This window comes from Vibrio sp. 10N.239.311.G01 (assembly GCF_041465805.1).
GTDB classification, from domain to species: Bacteria; Pseudomonadota; Gammaproteobacteria; order Enterobacterales; family Vibrionaceae; genus Vibrio; species Vibrio crassostreae_C.
In genome coordinates this window covers 170,219-190,431 of the sequence record NZ_JBFSRM010000002.1, presented here as the reverse complement: position 1 = coordinate 190,431, position 20,213 = coordinate 170,219, and the positions used below count along the sequence as shown (strand labels likewise).

Here is a 20,213-nt window from a genome sequence, read left to right as displayed (position 1 = left end):
TCCTCAGTATTTACGTTATCAATGAAAGCGAATTCCAGAAATGCTTAAGCTATGCGTATTTATTTCTTGTAGGAAAGTCTCGAATTGGTTAAAACAATTATCACCTAAATTTACGCATAGGCTTACTCGGTGAGCTCAATAATTGCAATTTGAAGATAACAAGGAAGTACAATGATTAAAGAAAACACATACTTTGAAGGTGGCGTTAAGTCGTTAGCGTTTAACCAGTCTGGTGCTGATGTGAGTGTTGGTGTAATGGCGGCTGGTGAGTACACTTTTGGTACTGCGGCTCCAGAAAAGATGACCGTTGTTAAAGGTGCTTTGATTGTAAAGCGTGTTGGCGATGATGATTGGACGACATACCAATCTGGTGAGTCTTTTGACGTTGCGGGTGATTCATCATTCGACCTACAGGTAAAAGAAGCGACGGCTTACCTGTGTGAGTACTTGTAATCAGGTCTAAATTTGTTCAGTCAGGGCATCATTTGCCTCTGATTGAATAGAAAAAAACCACGCTCTAGGAGCGTGGTTAAATAAGTGATAGTAACCGGCAGTGGATAGTGTCACTTGTTTTTGTAGTCATCAAATGGATGACCAAATCGTTGTTCGTTGCAAAATCTCTTCAATCTTCAAAGCTCAAAGCTCAAAGCTCAAAGCCAAGACATCAGTAAGTCTCAAACACACCGTTGTTGTAGTCTTGAATTGTCTGTTCAATCTCTTCCATCGAGTTCATGACAAACGGACCATAGTGCACGACAGGTTCATTAATCGGCTGACCAGAAAAAATCAGTACACCTGAATCTTCTAGGCTTTCTAAAGACAACAATTCAGCTTTGGTGAGCAGGGCAAGTTGACTTTGGTTGATGACTTTGTCGCCGATCTTAATACTGCCTCGGTACACATAAGTCATGGCATTGTGATTAACATTAGTCCCTAACGTGACTTTTTGCCCAGAATGAGAGCGCCAATCCGCAACGCTTAATGGCACACCTGTTTTCTGTAATGGACCCTGCGCTCGTAAAGCCTCTGAATCCTTGTCAGTTTGGTTGTGCAGTTCAAACCCTCCGGCAATCACTCTTAACAAACCACTTTGTTCACTTTGATGCTCCGCGATGCTTTCACTTTGGAAATCGTGATACTGAGCTGGCTGCATTTTGTGTGTCGCAGGTTGGTTTATCCAAATCTGAAAACCATGCAGCGCACCTTCTTCCATCATTGGCATTTCGCTGTGAATGACACCACGGCCTGCGGCCATCCATTGAGCGCCACCGCTGCGTAGCTCTCCAACATTCCCCATATGGTCTTTGTGTTGGAAGTGACCTTGGAGCATGTAAGTGAGCGTTTCTATCCCACGGTGAGGATGTGGAGGAAAGCCGCCAACATAGTCTTTGCTTTCATCCGACTTCAGTTCATCAATCATTAAAAATGGAGAGAAACGTGCGTTATTAAAACCTGCGAGTCGTTGGATTTTGACGCCATCACCATCTGAGGTGGCATGTGCTGTAATCACATGATCTACTGCTCTTACATTCGTCATTTTGAAACCCTCATAAACTTGAATAGCTGTAGTTTATGTAATTTGATTTAAAAAGAAGATGGCACAGCGTTGAGTGACTTATTCGAAAATCTTGAACAGGTAACAATATGAAATTATGTCTATACTCAATAGAGAGTATATCGCCAAGGAGGCCGCTATGGCAGTTCAGCAAAAACATGGCGAAAGGCATGGTCGGATAGGTTTTGATAACGACTTTACAACGGAGCAAAGCCAGCGCTTTACAGAGGTTGCAAACAGCGCAGTTAAACGCCGCGTGAAAAAACGTGAGATAGAAGCGCCGTTTATTCAGTCAGCTAAGCAAGCCGCTTTTAAAACCGTGGTGAGGCGACCTAAAGGGAATAACCCAAACCGAACACGTCAAGTCATATGGATTATTATGATCGGGTTAGTGAGTCTTTGGCTTATGTACCTTGCAGGTTAGCAGCGCCGCTCCGTTATAGGAATGGCTAGCGTTGGCGCGTTTTTAATAGCGTAACATTGTTCCCTTCGATCTTCGCTTCAAAGCAATCTTCAAGTTCAGATGAATCCGGTGCTGAGCTAACAAGGCTCGTTGGTAGTTCTTCTATCAGGGTCGATACTGGGTTGTCGTGATAATAAGCATATCGGTTTTTTCCTGAATGCTTGGCAACATACATCGCTTTATCAGCACATCTCGTCAGCTCATGTAATTCTTGGGCATCTTGCGGATACAAAGCAACCCCAACACTTAACGTCAATTCCTTGATTCTCTCGTTTGTTTGGCAGCCGCTTTCGAACAGCCCGCAGATCCTATCTAGAATGCCGTCTAGATCTTTACGAGTTGGCACATCGTAGAGCATCAGAACAAACTCGTCTCCAGCAAAGCGCGCGATGGAATAATCGTATTCATGGCTTTTTCTGTCTCTGGTTCGAATGTTGTTGCTCAAGCGATTGGCAAAATGCTGTAAGACACTGTCTCCCACATCGTGCCCGTAGCTGTCGTTAATGCCTTTAAAGTCATCTATATCCAAAAAGACCAATGCCGTAAGTGATCGCTCACTATCCACGGTGGCTAGTTTTTCTGTCGCCCAGCGTTCAAAGCTCCAACGGTTTGCCAAGCCGGTTAACTGCTCTCTGTAAGCGAGATCTTCAATGCCTTCTTTATACAGGCGTTGAATATAACTGACGGCTTTTGTGTAGTAATAGGCGGATGTGTGGCACACCAAGCTCATGGTAAATAAGCTAAGGAAAAATCTGTGTGTGCTGTTAAATGGTAAAGAAAAATTGTTGGGCATTGCTGTAATCAAGGTGCTGATGAACAGGCAAAACGAGGTGCTGAAGATTATGCCAATTCTGAAATCATTAATGAAAATGACCGCGGCCAGAATTGGGTAGAGCCAGAGGATGCGATCTGGGATGGCGTGACTGTACAAGAATAGGATGACGCCCTGAACTAGAAGAACACCACTCAGAATCAATTCGGAATACTCAGGATTGATGACTTTTCTTACATATAAAGCGTTAGAAATGGCAATGATGGCGAAGCACAATTCGAATATTGACAGCGTGTAATGCTCGCCTTCGAAGTAAGCCCAAGTATAGAAAATGAATAACGCAGCGGCAGTCAGTGAAAAGGAGTGGACAATTTTTTGCTTGCGGGTGGATCGTATGTCCGCCATTTCTTCTAGGTGCCTGCCGACGAGCCTTTTCATGTGATCTGTGCCAAAGTTTTTGATAATGGTGTTAATAGTAGATTAAATAACAAGCTATGCAGAGGCTTAGATGTCTATTTAGTGTGACTACTATCAAGGTTTCATATGAAAGGCTGTTCAATCAATTCCAAATAGTGATGTATATCACCGATGGTGCTGGTCATCTCTAGAAGATTAGATTTAAGCATCAAACTTGTAACCGTTGTTTGATGTTTATCTACTTGCTTTCCAGAGAGTTACTCCACATAGTTTGTAAACGACCAAAATTAAGAAAGGCTCATTATGTTAATTACCTTTAGTTGTAAAGCTCATGCTAGTGTCACGATGTTTGGTGAAGTCGGCCTCCAGTTCATCAAGATGCTTGGGCATAGCGGCTCCATCCCAGGTGCTATGGATGCTTCAGAGGTTCCTCAAGCTCTGGATAATCTACGTGCTGCTATTGCAGCAGAGCAGAGCAAGTCCGTAGAGCATGAAAATACTGATGACGACAATGAAGAAGAGGTGGTTGAAGCGCCTGTTAATATCGGTAGTCGAGCGTTCCCACTGGTTGAATTATTAAAAGCTGCCATCAAAGATGAATGTGAAGTAATGTGGGAAGACGGTAGCGGCAAGCGACTGTAGTACGATTCACGCGAAACGTAACAAGCCTATTGAATCTATTTAATCAGAATGAATGCTGAACCAGTATCGGACACACCATGACCATGGAGTTTTATGGTGATGAACCGATACTGGTGTTTTTTTAGTGAAGTAATCCACTCGTTTCTGTTTATTTACAAGGTTCGTCAGCCCTGAAATGAGTGACTTTTGTTATCGTAATATCAATCCATAACAGACCGTAAACAAAGTGATGCTGTTCACGCTTTCTTGACTCCCAATTCTGAACTAAGAATTTTTCCTAGTTATTCTAAGACCCTCTCTCATGCGGTCGATTTTTAGACTCCTTATTATTTCACGGTCAACTAACAAACAATGTATGGCCGCAATTATGCCGTGCAGACCTCACAATAAATAAGAGAGTTCACAATGTTAAAGTTCCTAGATCAGGTTCGAAAACCGACGCTGGATCTTCCGGTCGAAACTAGAAGAAAAATGTGGTTTAAACCATTCCTACAATCTTACCTCGTCGTGTTCATTGGTTATCTAACCATGTATTTGATCCGTAAGAACTTCAATGTCGCGCAAAACGACATGATTTCTACTTATGGATTATCGATGACGGATCTAGGTCTTATCGGTCTGGGTTTCTCTATCACTTACGGTATCGGTAAAACCGTCGTTTCCTATTATGCCGATGGTAAAAACACCAAGCAGTTCCTGCCATTCATGCTTGTCCTTTCTGGTATTGCCATGTTGGGCTTCAGCTTCAGTATGGGCGGCGGCAGCGCTAGCTTATTCTTGATGGTTGCCTTCTATGCGTTGAGTGGTTTCTTCCAAAGTACCGGCGGTCCTTCAAGCTACTCGACCATCACTAAATGGACGCCTCGTAACAAGCGTGGTTCTTATTTAGGCCTTTGGAATATGTCGCACAACGTGGGTGGCGCAGGTGCCGCTGGTGTTGCTCTGTTTGGAGCTAACTACCTTTTTGATGGCAACGTGATCGGTATGTTCGTGTTCCCATCAATCATTGCGATTGTGGTTGGCTTTATTGGTATGCGCTTTGGTAATGACTCTCCAGAAGCCTATGGTCTAGGTACGGTTGAAGAGTTGTTTGATGAAGAAGTCAGCGAAGAAGATACGGCTGCTGAAGAAAATCAAATGACTAAGAAAGAGATCTTTGTTGAATACATCCTGAAAAACAAAGTGATCTGGTTGCTCTGCTTCGCGAATATCTTCTTATACATTGTTCGTATCGGTATCGATCAATGGTCTACCGTTTATGCGTATCAAGAGCTAGGTCTATCAAAAGAAACCGCGATTTCAGGCTTCACTCTGTTTGAGGTTGGTGCACTGGTCGGTACGTTAATGTGGGGTTATCTGTCAGACCTTGCGAACGGACGCCGTGCTTTGGTTGCTTGTGTATCGCTTGGCCTGATTATCGTTTCGCTAGAGTTCTACCAGCATGCAACCAGTGAGTTCATGTACCTAGCATCACTGTTTGTGCTTGGTTTCCTAGTATTTGGTCCTCAGTTGCTGATTGGTGTTGCTGCAGTAGGTTTCGTGCCTAAGAAAGCAATCAGCGTTGCGGATGGCGTGAAAGGTACATTTGCTTACTTAATTGGTGACAGCTTTGCCAAACTTGGCCTAGGTATGATTGCAGACGGCACACCTATTTTTGGCTTAACGGGTTGGAAAGGCACGTTCGCAGCGCTTGATACGTCAGCTGCCATTTGTATCGTGTTACTGCTATTCGTTGCGGTTGCGGAAGAGAAGAAGATTCGCCACGCTAAGAAAATGCACTTAGCGTCTCAAAGCGCGTAGCGAGTCTCATGTGCTTTATTGGTTTAAAGCACGTGAGATCATACCAATCGTTAGTTCGATTCAGTATCATCTCTATCAATAAACTTAATTTTAGATAGCTCCTGTTGGGGCTATTTTTCTTTCTTACTCTTAATTTTGGTTAATATCATGATTAATGTTGCGCTTGTTGATGACCACGTCATTGTTCGATCTGGCTTTGCTCAATTACTCAGTCTTGAAGCTGATATTACGGTCGTGGGTGAATTCAACTCTGCGGCAGAAGCGCGCCTAGGATTGCCAAGCTGTCACCCTGATGTCGTGATCTTGGATATCTCAATGCAAGATGAAAGTGGCCTGAGCTTATTGGAAGAGATTCCATCTGGCATTGCCAGCATCATGTTGAGCGTTCATGACTCTCCGGCGATGGTTGAGAAGTCATTAGAGTTAGGAGCCAAAGGTTATCTCAGCAAGCGCTGTAGCCCTGATGAGTTAATCCAAGCCGTACACACGAGCGCAAATGGTGGCTGTTATCTCACGCCTGATATCGCCATAAAGCTTGCGACACCCATGAAGAATAAAGCCTCTTTAAATCAGCTCACCCGCAGAGAAAGCGAAGTGTGTCAGTTATTGGCGACAGGGCTCGATGTAAAATCTATTGCCGTAGAGCTAGGGGTTAGCCATAAAACGGTGCATGTACACCGTGCCAATGCGATGGACAAACTCAATGTTAAGAATAATGTCGAGTTAGCGAAACTGTTTACACAAGACCAGTACTAATGCGTTCTTACCTAGCCACCTCCCTGTGTGGGGTTTTTATGGCAGGCTGTGCATGGTTCTGTTTATGGGTTATTGCCTTCTATTTCATTAATGACCCTGAGTTAGCCATTCTGCTTTTCCCGTTTTCACTTCGACTGGGAATGACGCTGCACACTCGTACCCACTATTGGCCTGCCATCTATATTGCAGAGTGGGGACTTGCGATCGCTTTAGCTCTGCTGCTTGATGAACCCCAATGGCTGACGATACTCATCGCCAGTGGATTGAGTATTCCTGCCACGCTAATTGCCAAGCGTTATTATTCTGGTGACCAGAATCGTCACTTGTTAGTGATGGCGAGCTTAATCATGGTCACAGCATTTATTAACGTTGCCGTGGTGGGTTCTCATGTTTCTGCTGTTTACATGGTGTGGTTGGTGAGTATTACTGGCGGACTGATGCTGGTGCCGATGTGTTATCTGGTCTGGAACTATCTATTCCAAAACAAGTGGGCACCATTGAGCTCTTACTTAATCAATAATGTCGTTGAGTTCAAAATCCGTCATATTGCTTTATATAGCGTGTTGTTGGTCGCCAGTATTTTGATACAAACCAGTTTGCCTGATGAGCTAAGGCGCTTTGCCCCGTTCTGTATGGCGATCCCTATTATCTTGCTCGCCGTTCGTTATGGATGGCAAGGTGCTCTGCTTGCAACAATGTTAAATAGTGTCGCGTTGATTGCAGCCCACAGCGGAACATCCAAACTCGAAATTACCGACTTACTCTTGTCTCTATCTGCTCAAACCATCACAGGTATACTGCTTGGTTTAGCGGTTCAAAAGCAGAAAGATCTCAACTCCAAATTGCGAAGTGAACTCTCCAGAAATCAAAACCTTTCACGTCAGTTAGTTACCGCTGAAGAGTCGGTTCGTCGTGATATTGCGCGTGAACTGCATGATGAAATCGGCCAAAACATCACGGCAATTCGTACTCAGGCAAGCATTATTAAACGTGTCGACGCGGCTGAGATGAGCGTTCGCTGTGCGGGTACCATTGAATCATTATCTTTGAATGTTTATGACACCACCAAACGTCTACTTACAAAATTAAGACCTAAGATGCTGGACGATCTGGACCTAAAAGATTCCGTGGAACAGCTTATTCGAGAGATGGAGTTTTCGGATCACGGCGTTGATATTCAGTTAAATTGGCAAGGTGATTACTCGTGTTTGAGTGACACGCTTAAGGTCACTATCTTCAGGCTGTGCCAAGAATCTCTAAACAATGCCTCTAAATACGCCAACGCGAGCGAAATCAGAATTGAACTGCTTTTAGGTGACCAGGCTTATCTTCAGATCACAGATAATGGCATTGGTTTTACAGCGCAAGATCTTCTCAAAGGAATGGGTGTTCGCGGTATGCAAGAGCGTGTTCAGGCGCTCGGCGGCAAGATGACAATCAACGCTAATGGCTCATCTTCGGGTACCAATATCAGCGTTACATTACCTAAAGTGTGAGAACGAATATGTTTGGATTTCTGCGCTCAACAACGTCAGAGAGTGATGCTCTAACTGATGATGAGGTCAATCAGAGTTATCGCTATTGGCGCCTTCACATCATGATAGGAATGTATGTCGGCTATGCGGGTTTTTACTTCACTCGTAAAACCTTTAATTACGCCGCGCCTGCAATGATCACCGATCTAGGTTTGGACAAAGGCGATATCGGCTTAATTGGCACGCTCTTTTATCTTTCTTATGGCTTATCGAAATTTATCTCAGGCACGATATCGGATCGGTCGAACCCTCGTTACTTCATGGGGCTTGGCCTAATCGCGACTGGTCTGATAAACATCGCGTTTGGCTTTTCGAGTTCGTTAGCGGCTTTTATCTCGCTATGGGTACTGAATGCATGGTTCCAAGGTTGGGGCTGGCCATCGTGTTCCAAGTTATTGACGACTTGGTATTCTCGCTCCGAAAGAGGCTTTCGCTGGGCAATCTGGAATACAGCGCACAACGTTGGTGGAGCGCTTATCCCTATTCTTGTGGGTTATCTAACGCTGCAGTTCAGTTGGCGAGCTGGGTTTATCTGGCCGGGTGTGATTGGTGTTTTTATCGGTCTTATTGTCTGCTGGCGCTTACGTGACAAGCCCACCACCATGGGACTTCCGACGGTAGGGAAGTGGCGCAGTGATCACCTGGAATTAGCGCAAGAGAGCCATGGGCAAGGGTTAAGCTATCGAGAGATCCTGAAAACCTATGTGTTCAGCAATAAGTACATTTGGTTGCTCGCCTTTAGTTATGTGTTGGTTTACATCGTAAGAACGGCAGTTAACGACTGGGGCAATTTATACCTCACCGAAGAACACGATTACAGTTTGATCAACGCCAACGCTGCCTTGTCTCTGTTCGAGATAGGAGGTTTTGTTGGTTCACTTGTTGCTGGGTGGGGATCGGATAGGTTGTTTGGTGGCAACCGCGGTCCAATGAACATCTTGTTTGCGATTGGCATCTTCCTTTCGGTTTCGGCTTTATGGCTTATGCCTTTAACCAACTTTGTGTTTCAAGCGGCTGGGCTATTCTGCGTTGGCTTTTTTGTTTTTGGCCCTCAAATGCTTATTGGCATGGCGGCGGCGGAATGTTCACATAAAGACTCTGCCGGGGCGGCGACAGGTTTTGTTGGCTTGTTTGCTTATATGGGAGCAGCACTTTCTGGTTACCCATTAGCGCTCGTTCTAGAAGCTTACGGCTGGAGTGGGTTCTTCATTACCATCTCTACTTGTGCGGCCGTTATTGGCTTGCTGTTACTGCCTTTCCTACAAGCTCAATCACCTCAGAAAAGTGCAGAAGCTCGCTCTGGTTTTTAAGGAACGATAACAAGATAGTCACTAGTGTTTGTATTCAGATGCTTGTATCGCTGCTGTAATCAGTGCGATACAAGCCGCTATCTTATTCTCAGCGCTTTCTACTCGTGATATTCAAATGTGACTATTTTCACGCTTTTCATCGGTCTCACCTGTTTCTAAGAATTTTTCCTATTGCGTCTAAGACCTCATCTCATGTGGGTCCTAGCTGCTCTCTGTAGTCTTTCTAATTATTTACGTTATTAGAAATCAGCTCTCTGAATTATGTTCAAAGGCCTCACTATGGAAAACGCCATGTCACTCAGCCACCTCTCAGAACACTCATTTTTCCCAATGGAAAACACCATCCAAAATTATGCATGGGGGAGCATTTCTTCGATACGTGAACTGTTTGGCTTTCAGAATGAGTCACAAGAGCCGCAAGCGGAAGTTTGGATGGGAGCGCATCCAAAAGGTTGCTCAATGGTTAAGCTTGACCAGCACTTGGTGCCTCTCTCTGAGCTGATTAACAAGAATAAACCGGCCTATCTATCAAGCGATATTGCGCAGGAGTTTGGTGAGCTGCCGTTCTTATTTAAGATCTTAGCGGCAGAAAAGGCGCTGTCGGTTCAGGTGCACCCAAACAAGCGACAAGCTGAAATTGGCTTTGCGAGAGAAGAGCAAGCAAGAATCCCTCTAACCGCAGGGCATCGTAACTATAAAGACTCAAACCACAAGCCTGAATTGGTTTACGCGATCACTGAATACCAAGCGATGAATGGCTTTCGAGAGTTCGATGAAATATTAGGTCTGTTCAGAAAGTTAGATTCGAGCGAGCTGGCTAGTTTGGTTGAACAGTTTGGCAATAACCTTGATTCTCTAGGTTTAGAGACGTTTTTCCGCGATCTATTAACGTTGAATGAACAACGTAAACATCAAGCATTAGAGCAACTTCTGACTTACGCGGCTGCTCATCAAGACCAAGCGGAGTTTGCTTTGGTTATTGAGCTTAGTCATCAGTATCCAAACGATATTGGTCTATTTTGTGTTCTGCTTCTTAACTTGATCACATTGAACCCGGGTGAAGCGATGTATTTGAATGCGAATACTCCGCATGCTTACATTAAGGGAACTGGGCTCGAGATCATGGCAAATTCAGACAACGTTTTGCGAGCAGGTTTAACGCCAAAGCACATTGATGTCGCCGAGTTGGTTGCCTGTACAGAGTTCAAACCGATCCCGTTTGAACGCTTGTTGTTAGCGCCCTCAAAACTGGGTCAATGTGATAGTTATGATATTCCTGTCAGTGATTTTGATTTCAATATCTTTCATCGCCCTCAGCAAGAAGAAGTGATCACAAGCGGTGCTGAAATTTTAATGGCGATAGATGATGATTTAACGTTAATGAGTCAGAAAGGTGAACACCTAACACTCACCAAAGGGCAATCGGTATTTATCCCAGCTTATATTGGTCATTATGTACTGAGCAGTAATGGGCGAGTGGCTAGGGCGTTTAATTAGAGATGGTGTTTGTGGTATAGATTGAGCTCCATCCCCACAAAATCATCATCTCCTTCATCAACAACGTGATAGCCAAGCGATTGATAAAAGTTAATAGCACGAGTATTACTTTTAAAACTCGATAGAGTGACTTGACTAAGTTGCTCTGCCATAGCTTTTTTATGTATGAGAGTCATGACTTGCTTGCCAAGCGAACGGCCTTGGTATTGAGGGAGAATGATCAGCAGATGAATATGGTATGCGTTGTCATAAGGCTTAAAGCAGACGAGTCCTACTCTCTCATTTTCGCGATATATCCAATGAAACCAAGATGGATGGTATTCGTTTAAAAGTCGTAGGCGTTGGAAGTTGTCATCCCAGCCGAAAACGTCATCTACGTGTATGAAAAGACCTTGTTTAACACACGCAAACAGTTCTTCGAATTCAGAATTTGAAACGAGCTGGAGTTGTATATTCTCTTCTTTCATTGCCACTTTTACCGCTTCCTTATCAAACGCCTTTGAATAAGCAAACAGTAACATAATTGAAGAAGCCGAATTAGCTTAGATTTGCGAAGTGATGAAACCAAAAAGCCATGCGTGGTGCATGGCTTAGAATAAAGTATTGGATTGATTTTTCTATACGATCTTAAGTGCGTGGTGGCGCGTGAGCTGTTTGTGTAGCGAGTCTTTTAGCTCCATGCGTTCTACTTTGAGGTTGTGCATGCTGTCGTCATCGATAGGGCTGCCAGAGATTTCTAGCTGACGGATGTCGTAGTCGAGTTGGTGGTATTTCTGCATGTCTGCTTTGAATTTTTCGTCGTCGTGGTTGAGCTGAACAATGTCTAATTTAAGATCTGGGAAATCTAAGATAAAGGCATGGTTTTCATTGAGCATTGGCACTTCCTCTCTAGTCGAATTATTAACAGTATAGAAGTAATTTTTCGAAAGAAATGTGGTTCAAAACACAAAGCCGTAAAGCGATCAAAAAAGGGCGCAAACTCGTGGGATTATCCTCGAAATTGCGCCCTTTTGTATGTATATAGCTAACTATTTATAGTTATATGTTTAGAACTATAAGAGTTTAAAGCAGAAAGTTTACTTTGCTTTCTTACCAGAGCGTTGCTGCTCTTTGTGTGCAAGCTTCTCTTTTTTGCGTTGCTCGATAAGGTGAGCAGCTTCGCCGCCTACGTGGGTTTCGCCACGAGCATTCGACAGTTGAACTTGCTTTTCACGTTCACGGAAACGGGCTTTCTGCTCGTCGCTGTGCTTATCAATACACTTAGGGCAGCTTACGCCTTTCTCGAAGTGTTTAGAGGCTTTGTCTTCGTCAGTGATTGGCAGGCGACACGCGTTACACACATCGTAACCGCTCTTTTCTAGCTGGTGGTTTACTGCAACTCGACCATCAAATACGTAGCAGTCGCCTTCCCACATACTCTCTTCTTCAGGTACCTCTTCTAGGTACTTAAGAATGCCGCCTTCAAGGTGATAAACCTCATCAAAGCCTTGCTCTTTCATGTAGGCTGTTGATTTTTCGCAACGAATACCGCCAGTACAGAACATCGCAACTTTCTTGTGCTTCTTAGGATCAAGGTTGTCTTCAACGTATTGAGGGAATTCACGGAAGGTTTCTGTGTTTGGGTTTACAGCATTTTTGAAGGTGCCGATGTCCACTTCGTAGTCGTTGCGAGTATCAACCAGAATTACATCAGGATCAGAAATCAGAGCGTTCCATTCGTTTGGTTTCACGTAAGTGCCGACAACGTGGCGTGGGTCGATACCCTCAACGCCCATGGTTACGATCTCTTTCTTAAGCTTAACCTTGGTGCGGTTGAATGGTTGTTCTTCGTTGAACGACTCTTTGTAAACAACATCAGCCAAGCGAGAATCTTGTTTGAACCATTGAAGAAGGGCGTCGATCGATTCGCGCTTACCTGCAACGGTACCGTTGATACCTTCACTCGCAAGTAACAAAGTACCGCGGATTTGGTTGGCTTCTAACACGTCAGTGAGTGGCTGGCGAATTTCTTGGTAATCATCAAGTGCTACGAATTTATACAGAGCACATACAACATATTGAGACATGGTTTTTCCTTTCTGCGAGCTGGAACGTAAATCCAGAGCGGTTGCCTTTTATGATACATACTGAGTTTGATTTACTCAGGTTTGCCCATATTGGCTTATTAAAATCCGCCGCAGTATAACCAAGCCAAGGAAGGACAAAAACCAACCAAAAGTAGGGCTATTTAGCATTGTTATTAGTGTGGCTTTTGGACTAAGAAATGCAATGAAACCGTTTTATCTGGTTCGAATTACAACACGTATTCCCAAACCAAAAGGCCCTGCTGTAAAAATACATCAGGGCCTTGGTATTGAATCTGTCTGACTTAATCAGCGATTACGCTTGGTTAAGTACTTCTGCTAAGCGTTTTACCGCTTCCGTCAATTCTTCTGGATTGGCATTAGTGAAGTTTAAGCGGAGTGCGGCTTTCGCTTCATCGGCCTTTGGATAAAATACTGGGCTTGGTACTACCGCTACGCCATTCGATAGCAAGGTTTTCGCCAGTTCGAAGGTGTCGCACTCTGGGATCTCAACCCAAATGAACATTCCGCCATCTACGGCTTTTAACACGCAATCTGCAGGCAGTTGTTGCTCTAGCTCTGAGAACAGCACTTCATAACGAGACTTGTACAGGGTGCGAATGCTTTCCATATGCACGCCAAAGTCTTCATGTTTGAGAAGACCAACAAGCAGTGCTTGCATTGGTACACTTGAGTGTAAATCCGCGCCTTGCTTCACTTTGATCAGTGGTTCAAGGTAGCTGCGTTTTCCTGTTACTGCGCCAATACGTAAACCTGGCGATGCAATCTTAGAGAATGAACGAAGAACGATAGAGTTATCAGGGCAGAACGAAGAAACCAACGGCAGTTCTGTACCTGTGAAACGCAGCTCACGGTATGGTGCATCTTCGATGAATGCCACGTTGTATTTGATACACAGCTCAGCGACTTTTTGACGAGTTTCTGTTGCCCAGCACACACCTGTTGGGTTGTGGAAATCAGGTACGGCATAGAACATCTTCGGTGATTGCTGTGCAAAGCACGTTTCCAGTTCGTCTAGGTTCGGGCCAAATTCAGTTTGAGACACGGTCGCAATGTTTGCTTGAACTAGGCCAAACACCTGCATCGCACCTAAGTAGCTTGGCGCTTCCATCACAACCACATCACCCGGGTCAACATACGCACGCGCAATCAAATCCAAACCTTGCTGAGAGCCAGTACAAATCATTGCTGTGTGTGACTCTGGCAACTGGTAGCTTTGTGTTAGGTGGTCAAGCAACGGGCCGTAACCAGCAGTAGAACCATATTGGAAAACTTCAGGCATGTTCGCTAGGTTTTCTAGCGTTGGCTTCATTAAATCGATTGGGAATGTTTTCTCGTCCGGTAAACCACCGGCCAATGAGATGACATTTGGATCACTTGCGGCTGCGAGGATCTCTCGAATGTATGAAGATTGAATCTGTTGTAATGACTGTGCGATTTCCATGTGTTGTGTCTCGTCGTTTATCGTTTTTATTCTATCGCTTGATATTACACGGCAATTGTAAAAACTAGCGTGTCCGTTTATGCTCTTAAACATGTCCATTTATGCTATTTAAACGATGTCACGTCAACACATATCGCGAATCAATGATGTCCTGTTCCATATTCACCAAGACATCAGTCAGCCTTTGTCTGCCAAAGAGTTATCTGAGATAGCGGCCTATTCAGAACAGCACTTTCATCGCACCTTTAAAAGCGTGGTCGGGGAGTCGTTGCATCAATATATCCGACGCACTCGAATGGAGTATGCAGCCAACCAATTGATGTTTGATACCAGCTCGTCAGTGGTCGAGATCGCCCATAAATGTGGCTTTAGCTCGGTGTCTTCGTTTAGTCGAGCATTTAAAGCGACCTTTAATATGTCTCCGGGCGAGTGGCGTAAACACGATTTACAAGTAGCAGAAAAACCCTATTTGAAAGATCCCGAAGTGGCGGCGGGCTATTTGAATGTGGCGCAGCGAGTATTGCCCGAACCCAAGATCGTTGAAGTGCCTGAACGCATGGCGGCCTATGTTCGACATACGGGTTATAACCGCTCTATTCGCAATGCGTGGTTGATATTGAAAGCGTGGGCGAATTCCGAACAGCGTGATTTTTCGAGCCAATTTGGTTTGCATCACTCAAACCCTGCTTGGGTTGAAATGGATCAGTGTCGTTATGTGGCGTGTATCGCGATTGATGAGCCGATTAAGTATCGTAGCGTAGTTAATCAGATGGTGATTCCGGGCGGCTTACACGCTGTGTTTCGACTAAATGGCCGCTATGGAGAACTGCTACCACAGATCAGTATGGTGTTAGAAAAGTGGCTACCCACATCTGGTTTCAAACAGCGCTCGACTCCCGCGTATGTGCATTATCATCAGAATCATTTTCTCAACACCGATGAAGTGTTCGAACTCGATTTCTACCTTCCCGTGAGCTTTTACTAATCGATGGTTGTGCTGTTTTGTTGAACCAGACTTTGATCTTTTGTTGAGACAAATTAGCACAACCAATAGCAGCCAACGATTCTATGCAGTTGGACTAAGATAAAGATGCTTTGTTGATAATCTACTCTAAGTAAATGATGACAACGTACGGATTAAACGATAGCATTTCATTCTAATTGCAAATAGTTCTTAATATCACTCGATAGAATATGACCATTACCCACAAAGATTATCTGAAAATTGCCTTCCCTTTCATCATCTCAACGGTGACACAGCCTCTACTAGGTGCTGTGGATACCGCTGTTATCGGCCAACTTGGTATTGCTGAACTGATTGGCGGCGTGGCGATCGGCACCATCGTTATGAACACCATGTATTGGTTGTTTGGTTTTTTCCGTGTCAGTACCACGGGCCAAAGTGCGATGGCACTGGGTAAGGGAAACCGCACTGATTTGGCGGGTAGCTTGATGCGTCCGTTTGTGCTGTCTGGTTTAGTGGGTTTGATCTTTATCTTGATACAACCACTCATCTGGCAAGGCGCAATGTGGGTGATAGAGCCTGAAGCCAATGTAGCCGAGCACGCGCATATCTACTTCAGTATTTTGATTTATGGCGCGCCTTTCGTGTTGCTTAACTACACCATTATTGGTTGGTTAATGGGACAGGCGAAAGCCAAAGACGTTCTTTATACACAAGTGTTTGGTAATGTGTTGAACATTGTCTTGGATGCGGTGTTTGTACTTTATTTCGATTTGGGTGTCGCAGGTGTGGCTTACGCAAGTTTGATTGCACAAGTTACCACCTTTGCGATTGGTGTGACCTTGGTGATGAAGACCAGCAATATCTCGGTCTCTGAGTTCCTGCAAGGCTCGAAGATGACCAAGAAAGACCTATCGACAATCATCTCTTCGAATACCGATCTATTGCTTCGCACCATTTGTATCTTGGTGTTCTTCAACATGATGGCGCGTACTGGCTCTAAACTGGGTACCGATGTTCTAGCGGCTAACGCGATCTTGATGCAGGTGACCTTCATTGTCAGCTATATGTTTGACGGCATTGCCAACGCATCAAGTGTATTTGCGGGTAAAGCGGTGGGACAGAAGAATCCTTCAATGTTGGATCGAGTATTAAGGCTTAACTTCCAATGGACGGCAGGTTTCATTGCTGCGCTGACGCTTTTAACCCTGATATTCAAAGACATGATTGTTTTCTTGTTTACCGATATTCCAGCGCTGGTCACGCTGTACCAAGAGATGGCCCCGTGGCTGATTGTGTTCCCGCTAGTGGCTGGCTTTGGCTTAACGGTTTACGGCATCTTTACTGGAACAGGAACCACACGTCCGGTTCGAGATTCTAGTATTGCCACTTTGTTGGTGTTCTTGGCTGTTCAAGCGTTTGCGGTCGGAGCGTGGGGCAATCATGGTTTGTGGTTAGCGTTTACTCTGTTCTATCTTGGGCGTATTGCGTTCCTGTATCCGTTCATCGCACAAGTTAAGCAGAAGTGTTACCCAGTGAAAGATGCAGTGCAGGGTGCCATTAACTAAGCTGCCTAATCGCCATCTTTAATACATTATTAATATTTTATGAAAGCGCTTTACTATTTTTACACGATAAATTTAGAGAGCGCTTTTTTGTATGTAATGACTCACTATAAATGGTCAATAAAATTGTAAGTAAAACGCGATACAGTTCAATGTCCGCTTTTCATCACCTCAGCTAAATGATAAGGTTGTTATGTTATAACATCTATCTATGAGTATCTGCGTGAACACCCCACTTTTGTCTGTTGACCACCTAACGATCAAAACCTCTTCGAGAACCCTTTTCCAAGATATCCACTTCGATGTTTATCGAGGTGAGCTGTTGGCGATCATGGGACCGTCAGGCATTGGTAAGTCGATGCTTTCACGTGCGATTGCGGGTTTTCTGCCAGAAACGGTCGAGGTTGAAGGTCATATTTCTCTGTCTGGTGAAGCGGTATGTGGTTTGCCTATGTTGCAAAGAACTGCCACACAGCGCCCCGCAGTTATCTTCCAAGATGCGCTTCAAGCTTTGAACCCTCTGGTTTCAATAGAAGGTCAACTCTGCCTTGCCTTGACGGGAACTCGCACTAAGCTTAAATCAAAAGAAAAAATTCAAATTACCGAGTTGCTGAATCAACTTGGTTTTCCTAATCCAGAAACCATCTTGCCGTTGTACCCGAGCCAAATTTCGGGTGGGCAACGCCAACGTGTGTGTATTGCGATTGGCTTGCTGAGTAACGCCGATATTATCATCGCCGATGAACCAACCAGTGCGTTAGATCCGGTGACAGAGCAAGAGATACTTAAGCTGATTCGACACAATGTTAAACAGCGTCAAATTGGTGGTTTACTCATCACCCATGACCTGCATAGCGCGTTGGCGTGTGACAAGCTGTTAGTCATCGATGATGGTGGTGTGGTGGCTTACGGTGCACCGAAACATGCACTTGAGTCGAGCTCTCACGCTTTCTGCTGTTCATTGAGAGACTTAATCGAATGAGCTCGACCTTATCACTAAACTCAGAAGCCTCGCCATTAATGCCAGTGACTGATTCAGAAACACAAACACCGATAGAGATTAAGTTCGACAATGTGAGTGTTCACTACTACTCCGTACCAAGTTGGTTGGGTGGTAAAGCGTTCAAAGCGCTACAGAACATAGACCTTAATGTTGAAGACAAAAGCCTAGCAATTGTTGGGCGTTCTGGTGCCGGTAAATCAACGTTAATTGAACTGCTATTTGGCCTTAAAGCGCCAACCGTTGGTCAAATAAACTTGTTCGGTTATTCGCTCCCAATTCGCGATAGCAAAGCGCAAGCAACGGTGTGTCGCTTGATTCAATTGGTGCCTCAAGAGCCCCACACTAGCCTCAACCCTTACTATACCGTTCGACAGATCTTAGCCGAACCTCTAAGTAACTTAGATGTTTCGGGTAATCATGAAGCCATCATTGAAGAGGCGCTTTCAGACGTTGGATTGCCTGCCAGTTTGCTCTTACTGAAACCTAATCAGCTTTCTACAGGTCAAGCTCAACGTGTGGCTATTGCTCGGGCTCTTGTCGTTAGACCCGCAGTGCTGGTGGCCGATGAACCTACTGCCAGCCTTGACCCAGTGAATCGCCAAAGGTTGTTGGACTTGGTTAATTCATTAAAAAAGAAGCGCGATATGCGCCTTATTTTGGTTACTCACGATTTAGGTGCCGCAAAAGCCCTTTGTGAAGAAATACTGGTACTCGACCATGGTGAAATGGTGGAGCACGGACCGACCGATCAAGTGATGAGTAAACCTGCTCATCCTGCGACTCAGATGCTGATCGAGTCTCAGCCTCTTTCGAAATCTACTTGTTAAACACAACCTTATTTATTAAAAAAATACAGCTACAGAGAAAAAATAATTATGCGTTTTAATTCAATCAAACTGGCTTGCACGCTTGCGTTGGCTCTGCCTTTGACGGGCTGTTTTGACTCTCAACCAGGGTCTAGCGATGCCGCAGTAAAATCTGAAATTCGAGTTGCGATGATGCAACCACCAAGAACGGGTTTATCGCCACTTTCTGATGACGCTTTTAAGTTATCTCGTTGGAGCACAGCAGAAACTCTGGTTAACCTGAGCCCAACCTCAGAAGCAGAACCTATGCTAGCAACGGATTGGAAACATCTTGATCCTCTGACTTGGCAGTTCACGATTCGCCAAGGCGTTAAATTCCATGACGGTTCGACATTAACGGCAAACTCTGTAGTGAACTCTCTACAAAAAGCGCTTGAAGCAGCACCTAAGCCGCGCATCCTAGATGGCGTAGAGCTAGAAGTGAAAGCGATGGACAACTACCGTGTAGAGATTAAAACCAGCTTTGATGACCCTCTTCTACCAAGCCGTTTATCAAGCCCTCAATTAGCGATCCTAGCAGCAAGTGCTTATCAAGAAGATGGTCGTGTTAGTCCAATTGGCGCAGGTACTGGCCCGTTTGAGCTGACTGAAATCAACGGCACAACCAGCGCGAAACTGAAACGTTTTGACGGCTACTGGGGCGAAAAAGCGCAAGTAGAATCTGTAATTGCAGAATACGTTCCTAATGGTTTTGCTCGTGCTGCAGCACTGAGAACCGGCACGGCTGACGTCGTTGAAGCGGTACCCGTTTCACAAATCGCGACCATTGATCCGAACCTACTTTACGAAGTGGCAATGCCTCGTACTAATACGCTTTACCTGAACAACAAGTCAGGCGTATTTAGCGATATTGAACTGCGTAAGGTAGCGGCAGCTGCAGTAGACCGTGAGCAGATCGTGAATACTGTTTATGAAAACCACGCGGATATCGCGCAAGGCCTATTAGGTCCTGCACTTGCTTGGGCTGAACCAATTCGACCTGAAGGTCAGGCAGTTGACAAAACGCTAAAAGCGAACGGCGAAAGCATTGTTATTGGTACCTTTACCGACCGTGCAGAGCTTCCAGAAGTGGCAGCGCTACTGAAGCAACAACTTGAAGCGGCTGGTTTCAAGGTTGAGCTGGATATTCGTGAATATGCTCAGATCGAGAACGATGCGCTATCTGGTAAGTTTGACGCGTTTATCCTTTCTCGTGCAACGGTTCTAGATTCGGGTGACCCAGTGGCTTACATGATGAGCGACTTTGGTTGTAAGGGTTCATTCAACCTTGGCCAGTTCTGTTCTCAAGAGGTAGATAAAGCACTGAATCACGCTGACCTACAACCGCTAGGTGCGCTGCGTCACCAAGCGATCATCGAAGCTGAACAAAAAATCCTTAACGATTTCGCGGCTATCCCGCTGCTTCACGAACGTGTGATTCAAGGTGAAAGTGAGCGTGTAAGCAATGTCGTTCGTGACCCAAGTGAACGTCGCTTGGTTGACCAAACTACACAGGTCAAAAAAACGACACAAGTTAACCCGGCAACACAGGCTAACTAAA

The 20,213-nt window shown here is 44.8% G+C and carries 19 protein-coding genes; 13 read left to right on the top strand and 6 right to left on the bottom strand.

Going from position 1 to position 20,213, the window contains the following annotated elements; genetic code table 11:
• Positions 1-171: 171 nt before the first annotated feature.
• Positions 172-453, top strand: a complete 282-nt coding sequence (locus tag AB6D06_RS02230) for a pyrimidine/purine nucleoside phosphorylase (protein WP_017057600.1) — start codon at positions 172-174, stop codon at positions 451-453.
• 211 nt (positions 454-664) lie between these two features.
• On the opposite strand, the gene AB6D06_RS02225 is transcribed toward AB6D06_RS02230, so the two are convergent.
• A complete protein-coding gene (locus AB6D06_RS02225) occupies positions 665-1,537 on the bottom strand; it encodes a pirin family protein (RefSeq protein ID WP_017069674.1) in 873 nt (290 codons plus the stop codon).
• A gap of 157 nt (positions 1,538-1,694) precedes the next feature.
• Between AB6D06_RS02225 and AB6D06_RS02220 the strand changes: the two genes are divergently transcribed.
• A complete protein-coding gene (locus AB6D06_RS02220) occupies positions 1,695-1,979 on the top strand; it encodes a hypothetical protein (protein WP_017061541.1) in 285 nt (94 codons plus the stop codon).
• 25 nt (positions 1,980-2,004) lie between these two features.
• Here the strand turns inward: AB6D06_RS02220 and AB6D06_RS02215 are convergent, their stop codons facing one another.
• Positions 2,005-3,195, bottom strand: coding sequence for a GGDEF domain-containing protein (locus tag AB6D06_RS02215; protein WP_372109919.1), 1,191 nt, complete (start codon positions 3,193-3,195; stop codon positions 2,005-2,007).
• Positions 3,196-3,510: 315 nt separating this feature from the next.
• Here AB6D06_RS02215 and AB6D06_RS02210 point away from each other — a divergent pair, with 315 nt between their 5' ends.
• From AB6D06_RS02210 to manA, 6 genes are all read left to right on the top strand, one after another.
• The gene (locus AB6D06_RS02210) at positions 3,511-3,849 is read left to right on the top strand and encodes a DUF1840 domain-containing protein (protein ID WP_017061543.1); all 339 of its coding nucleotides are present in this window, start codon (positions 3,511-3,513) and stop codon (positions 3,847-3,849) included.
• A gap of 405 nt (positions 3,850-4,254) precedes the next feature.
• Positions 4,255-5,649, top strand: a complete 1,395-nt coding sequence (gene uhpT / locus AB6D06_RS02205) for a hexose-6-phosphate:phosphate antiporter (protein WP_102332288.1) — start codon at positions 4,255-4,257, stop codon at positions 5,647-5,649.
• Positions 5,650-5,796: 147 nt separating this feature from the next.
• Complete coding sequence (gene uhpA, locus AB6D06_RS02200; protein ID WP_017061545.1) at positions 5,797-6,405, top strand: transcriptional regulator UhpA; 609 nt, start codon at positions 5,797-5,799, stop codon at positions 6,403-6,405.
• Positions 6,405-7,901: a signal transduction histidine-protein kinase/phosphatase UhpB gene (uhpB, locus tag AB6D06_RS02195; protein WP_372100715.1), complete on the top strand. Its 1,497-nt coding sequence runs from the start codon at positions 6,405-6,407 to the stop codon at positions 7,899-7,901. The genes uhpA and uhpB overlap by 1 nt, the downstream gene beginning before the upstream one ends.
• Before the next feature lie 8 nt (positions 7,902-7,909).
• On the top strand, positions 7,910-9,250 hold the full coding sequence (locus tag AB6D06_RS02190) for an MFS transporter (RefSeq protein ID WP_065583566.1): 1,341 nt from the start codon (positions 7,910-7,912) through the stop codon (positions 9,248-9,250).
• Positions 9,251-9,541: 291 nt separating this feature from the next.
• Positions 9,542-10,747 (top strand): mannose-6-phosphate isomerase, class I, encoded by a 1,206-nt coding sequence (gene manA / locus AB6D06_RS02185; protein ID WP_372100738.1) that lies wholly within the window; start codon positions 9,542-9,544, stop codon positions 10,745-10,747.
• Here the strand turns inward: manA and AB6D06_RS02180 are convergent.
• The 4 genes from AB6D06_RS02180 to AB6D06_RS02165 form a co-directional block, all read right to left on the bottom strand.
• Complete coding sequence (locus tag AB6D06_RS02180) at positions 10,744-11,268, bottom strand: GNAT family N-acetyltransferase (protein WP_372100713.1); 525 nt, start codon at positions 11,266-11,268, stop codon at positions 10,744-10,746. The two genes, manA and AB6D06_RS02180, sit on opposite strands and share 4 nt — an antisense overlap.
• A 96-nt stretch (positions 11,269-11,364) precedes the next feature.
• Positions 11,365-11,622 carry a YdcH family protein gene (locus AB6D06_RS02175; RefSeq protein ID WP_009846137.1) on the bottom strand — a complete coding sequence of 86 codons (258 nt, stop codon included), beginning with the start codon at positions 11,620-11,622 and terminating at the stop codon, positions 11,365-11,367.
• A gap of 201 nt (positions 11,623-11,823) precedes the next feature.
• A complete protein-coding gene (locus tag AB6D06_RS02170) occupies positions 11,824-12,813 on the bottom strand; it encodes a rhodanese-related sulfurtransferase (protein WP_017065056.1) in 990 nt (329 codons plus the stop codon).
• A 313-nt stretch (positions 12,814-13,126) separates the two neighbouring features.
• Positions 13,127-14,275: a PLP-dependent aminotransferase family protein gene (locus AB6D06_RS02165; RefSeq protein WP_372100711.1), complete on the bottom strand. Its 1,149-nt coding sequence runs from the start codon at positions 14,273-14,275 to the stop codon at positions 13,127-13,129.
• A 115-nt stretch (positions 14,276-14,390) separates the two neighbouring features.
• On the opposite strand from AB6D06_RS02165, the gene AB6D06_RS02160 reads away from it, so the two are divergent.
• From AB6D06_RS02160 to AB6D06_RS02140, 5 genes are all read left to right on the top strand, one after another.
• The gene (locus tag AB6D06_RS02160) at positions 14,391-15,260 is read left to right on the top strand and encodes a GyrI-like domain-containing protein (RefSeq protein WP_017061552.1); all 870 of its coding nucleotides are present in this window, start codon (positions 14,391-14,393) and stop codon (positions 15,258-15,260) included.
• A 209-nt stretch (positions 15,261-15,469) separates the two neighbouring features.
• Positions 15,470-16,807, top strand: a complete 1,338-nt coding sequence (locus tag AB6D06_RS02155) for an MATE family efflux transporter (protein WP_372109892.1) — start codon at positions 15,470-15,472, stop codon at positions 16,805-16,807.
• A 220-nt stretch (positions 16,808-17,027) separates the two neighbouring features.
• Positions 17,028-17,786, top strand: coding sequence for an ATP-binding cassette domain-containing protein (locus AB6D06_RS02150; RefSeq protein ID WP_102321379.1), 759 nt, complete (start codon positions 17,028-17,030; stop codon positions 17,784-17,786).
• Positions 17,783-18,634, top strand: coding sequence for an ABC transporter ATP-binding protein (locus AB6D06_RS02145; protein ID WP_017065049.1), 852 nt, complete (start codon positions 17,783-17,785; stop codon positions 18,632-18,634). The genes AB6D06_RS02150 and AB6D06_RS02145 overlap by 4 nt, the downstream gene beginning before the upstream one ends.
• A 48-nt stretch (positions 18,635-18,682) precedes the next feature.
• The gene (locus tag AB6D06_RS02140; protein WP_372109891.1) at positions 18,683-20,212 is read left to right on the top strand and encodes an ABC transporter substrate-binding protein; all 1,530 of its coding nucleotides are present in this window, start codon (positions 18,683-18,685) and stop codon (positions 20,210-20,212) included.
• The last annotated feature ends 1 nt before the right edge of the window (position 20,213 follow it).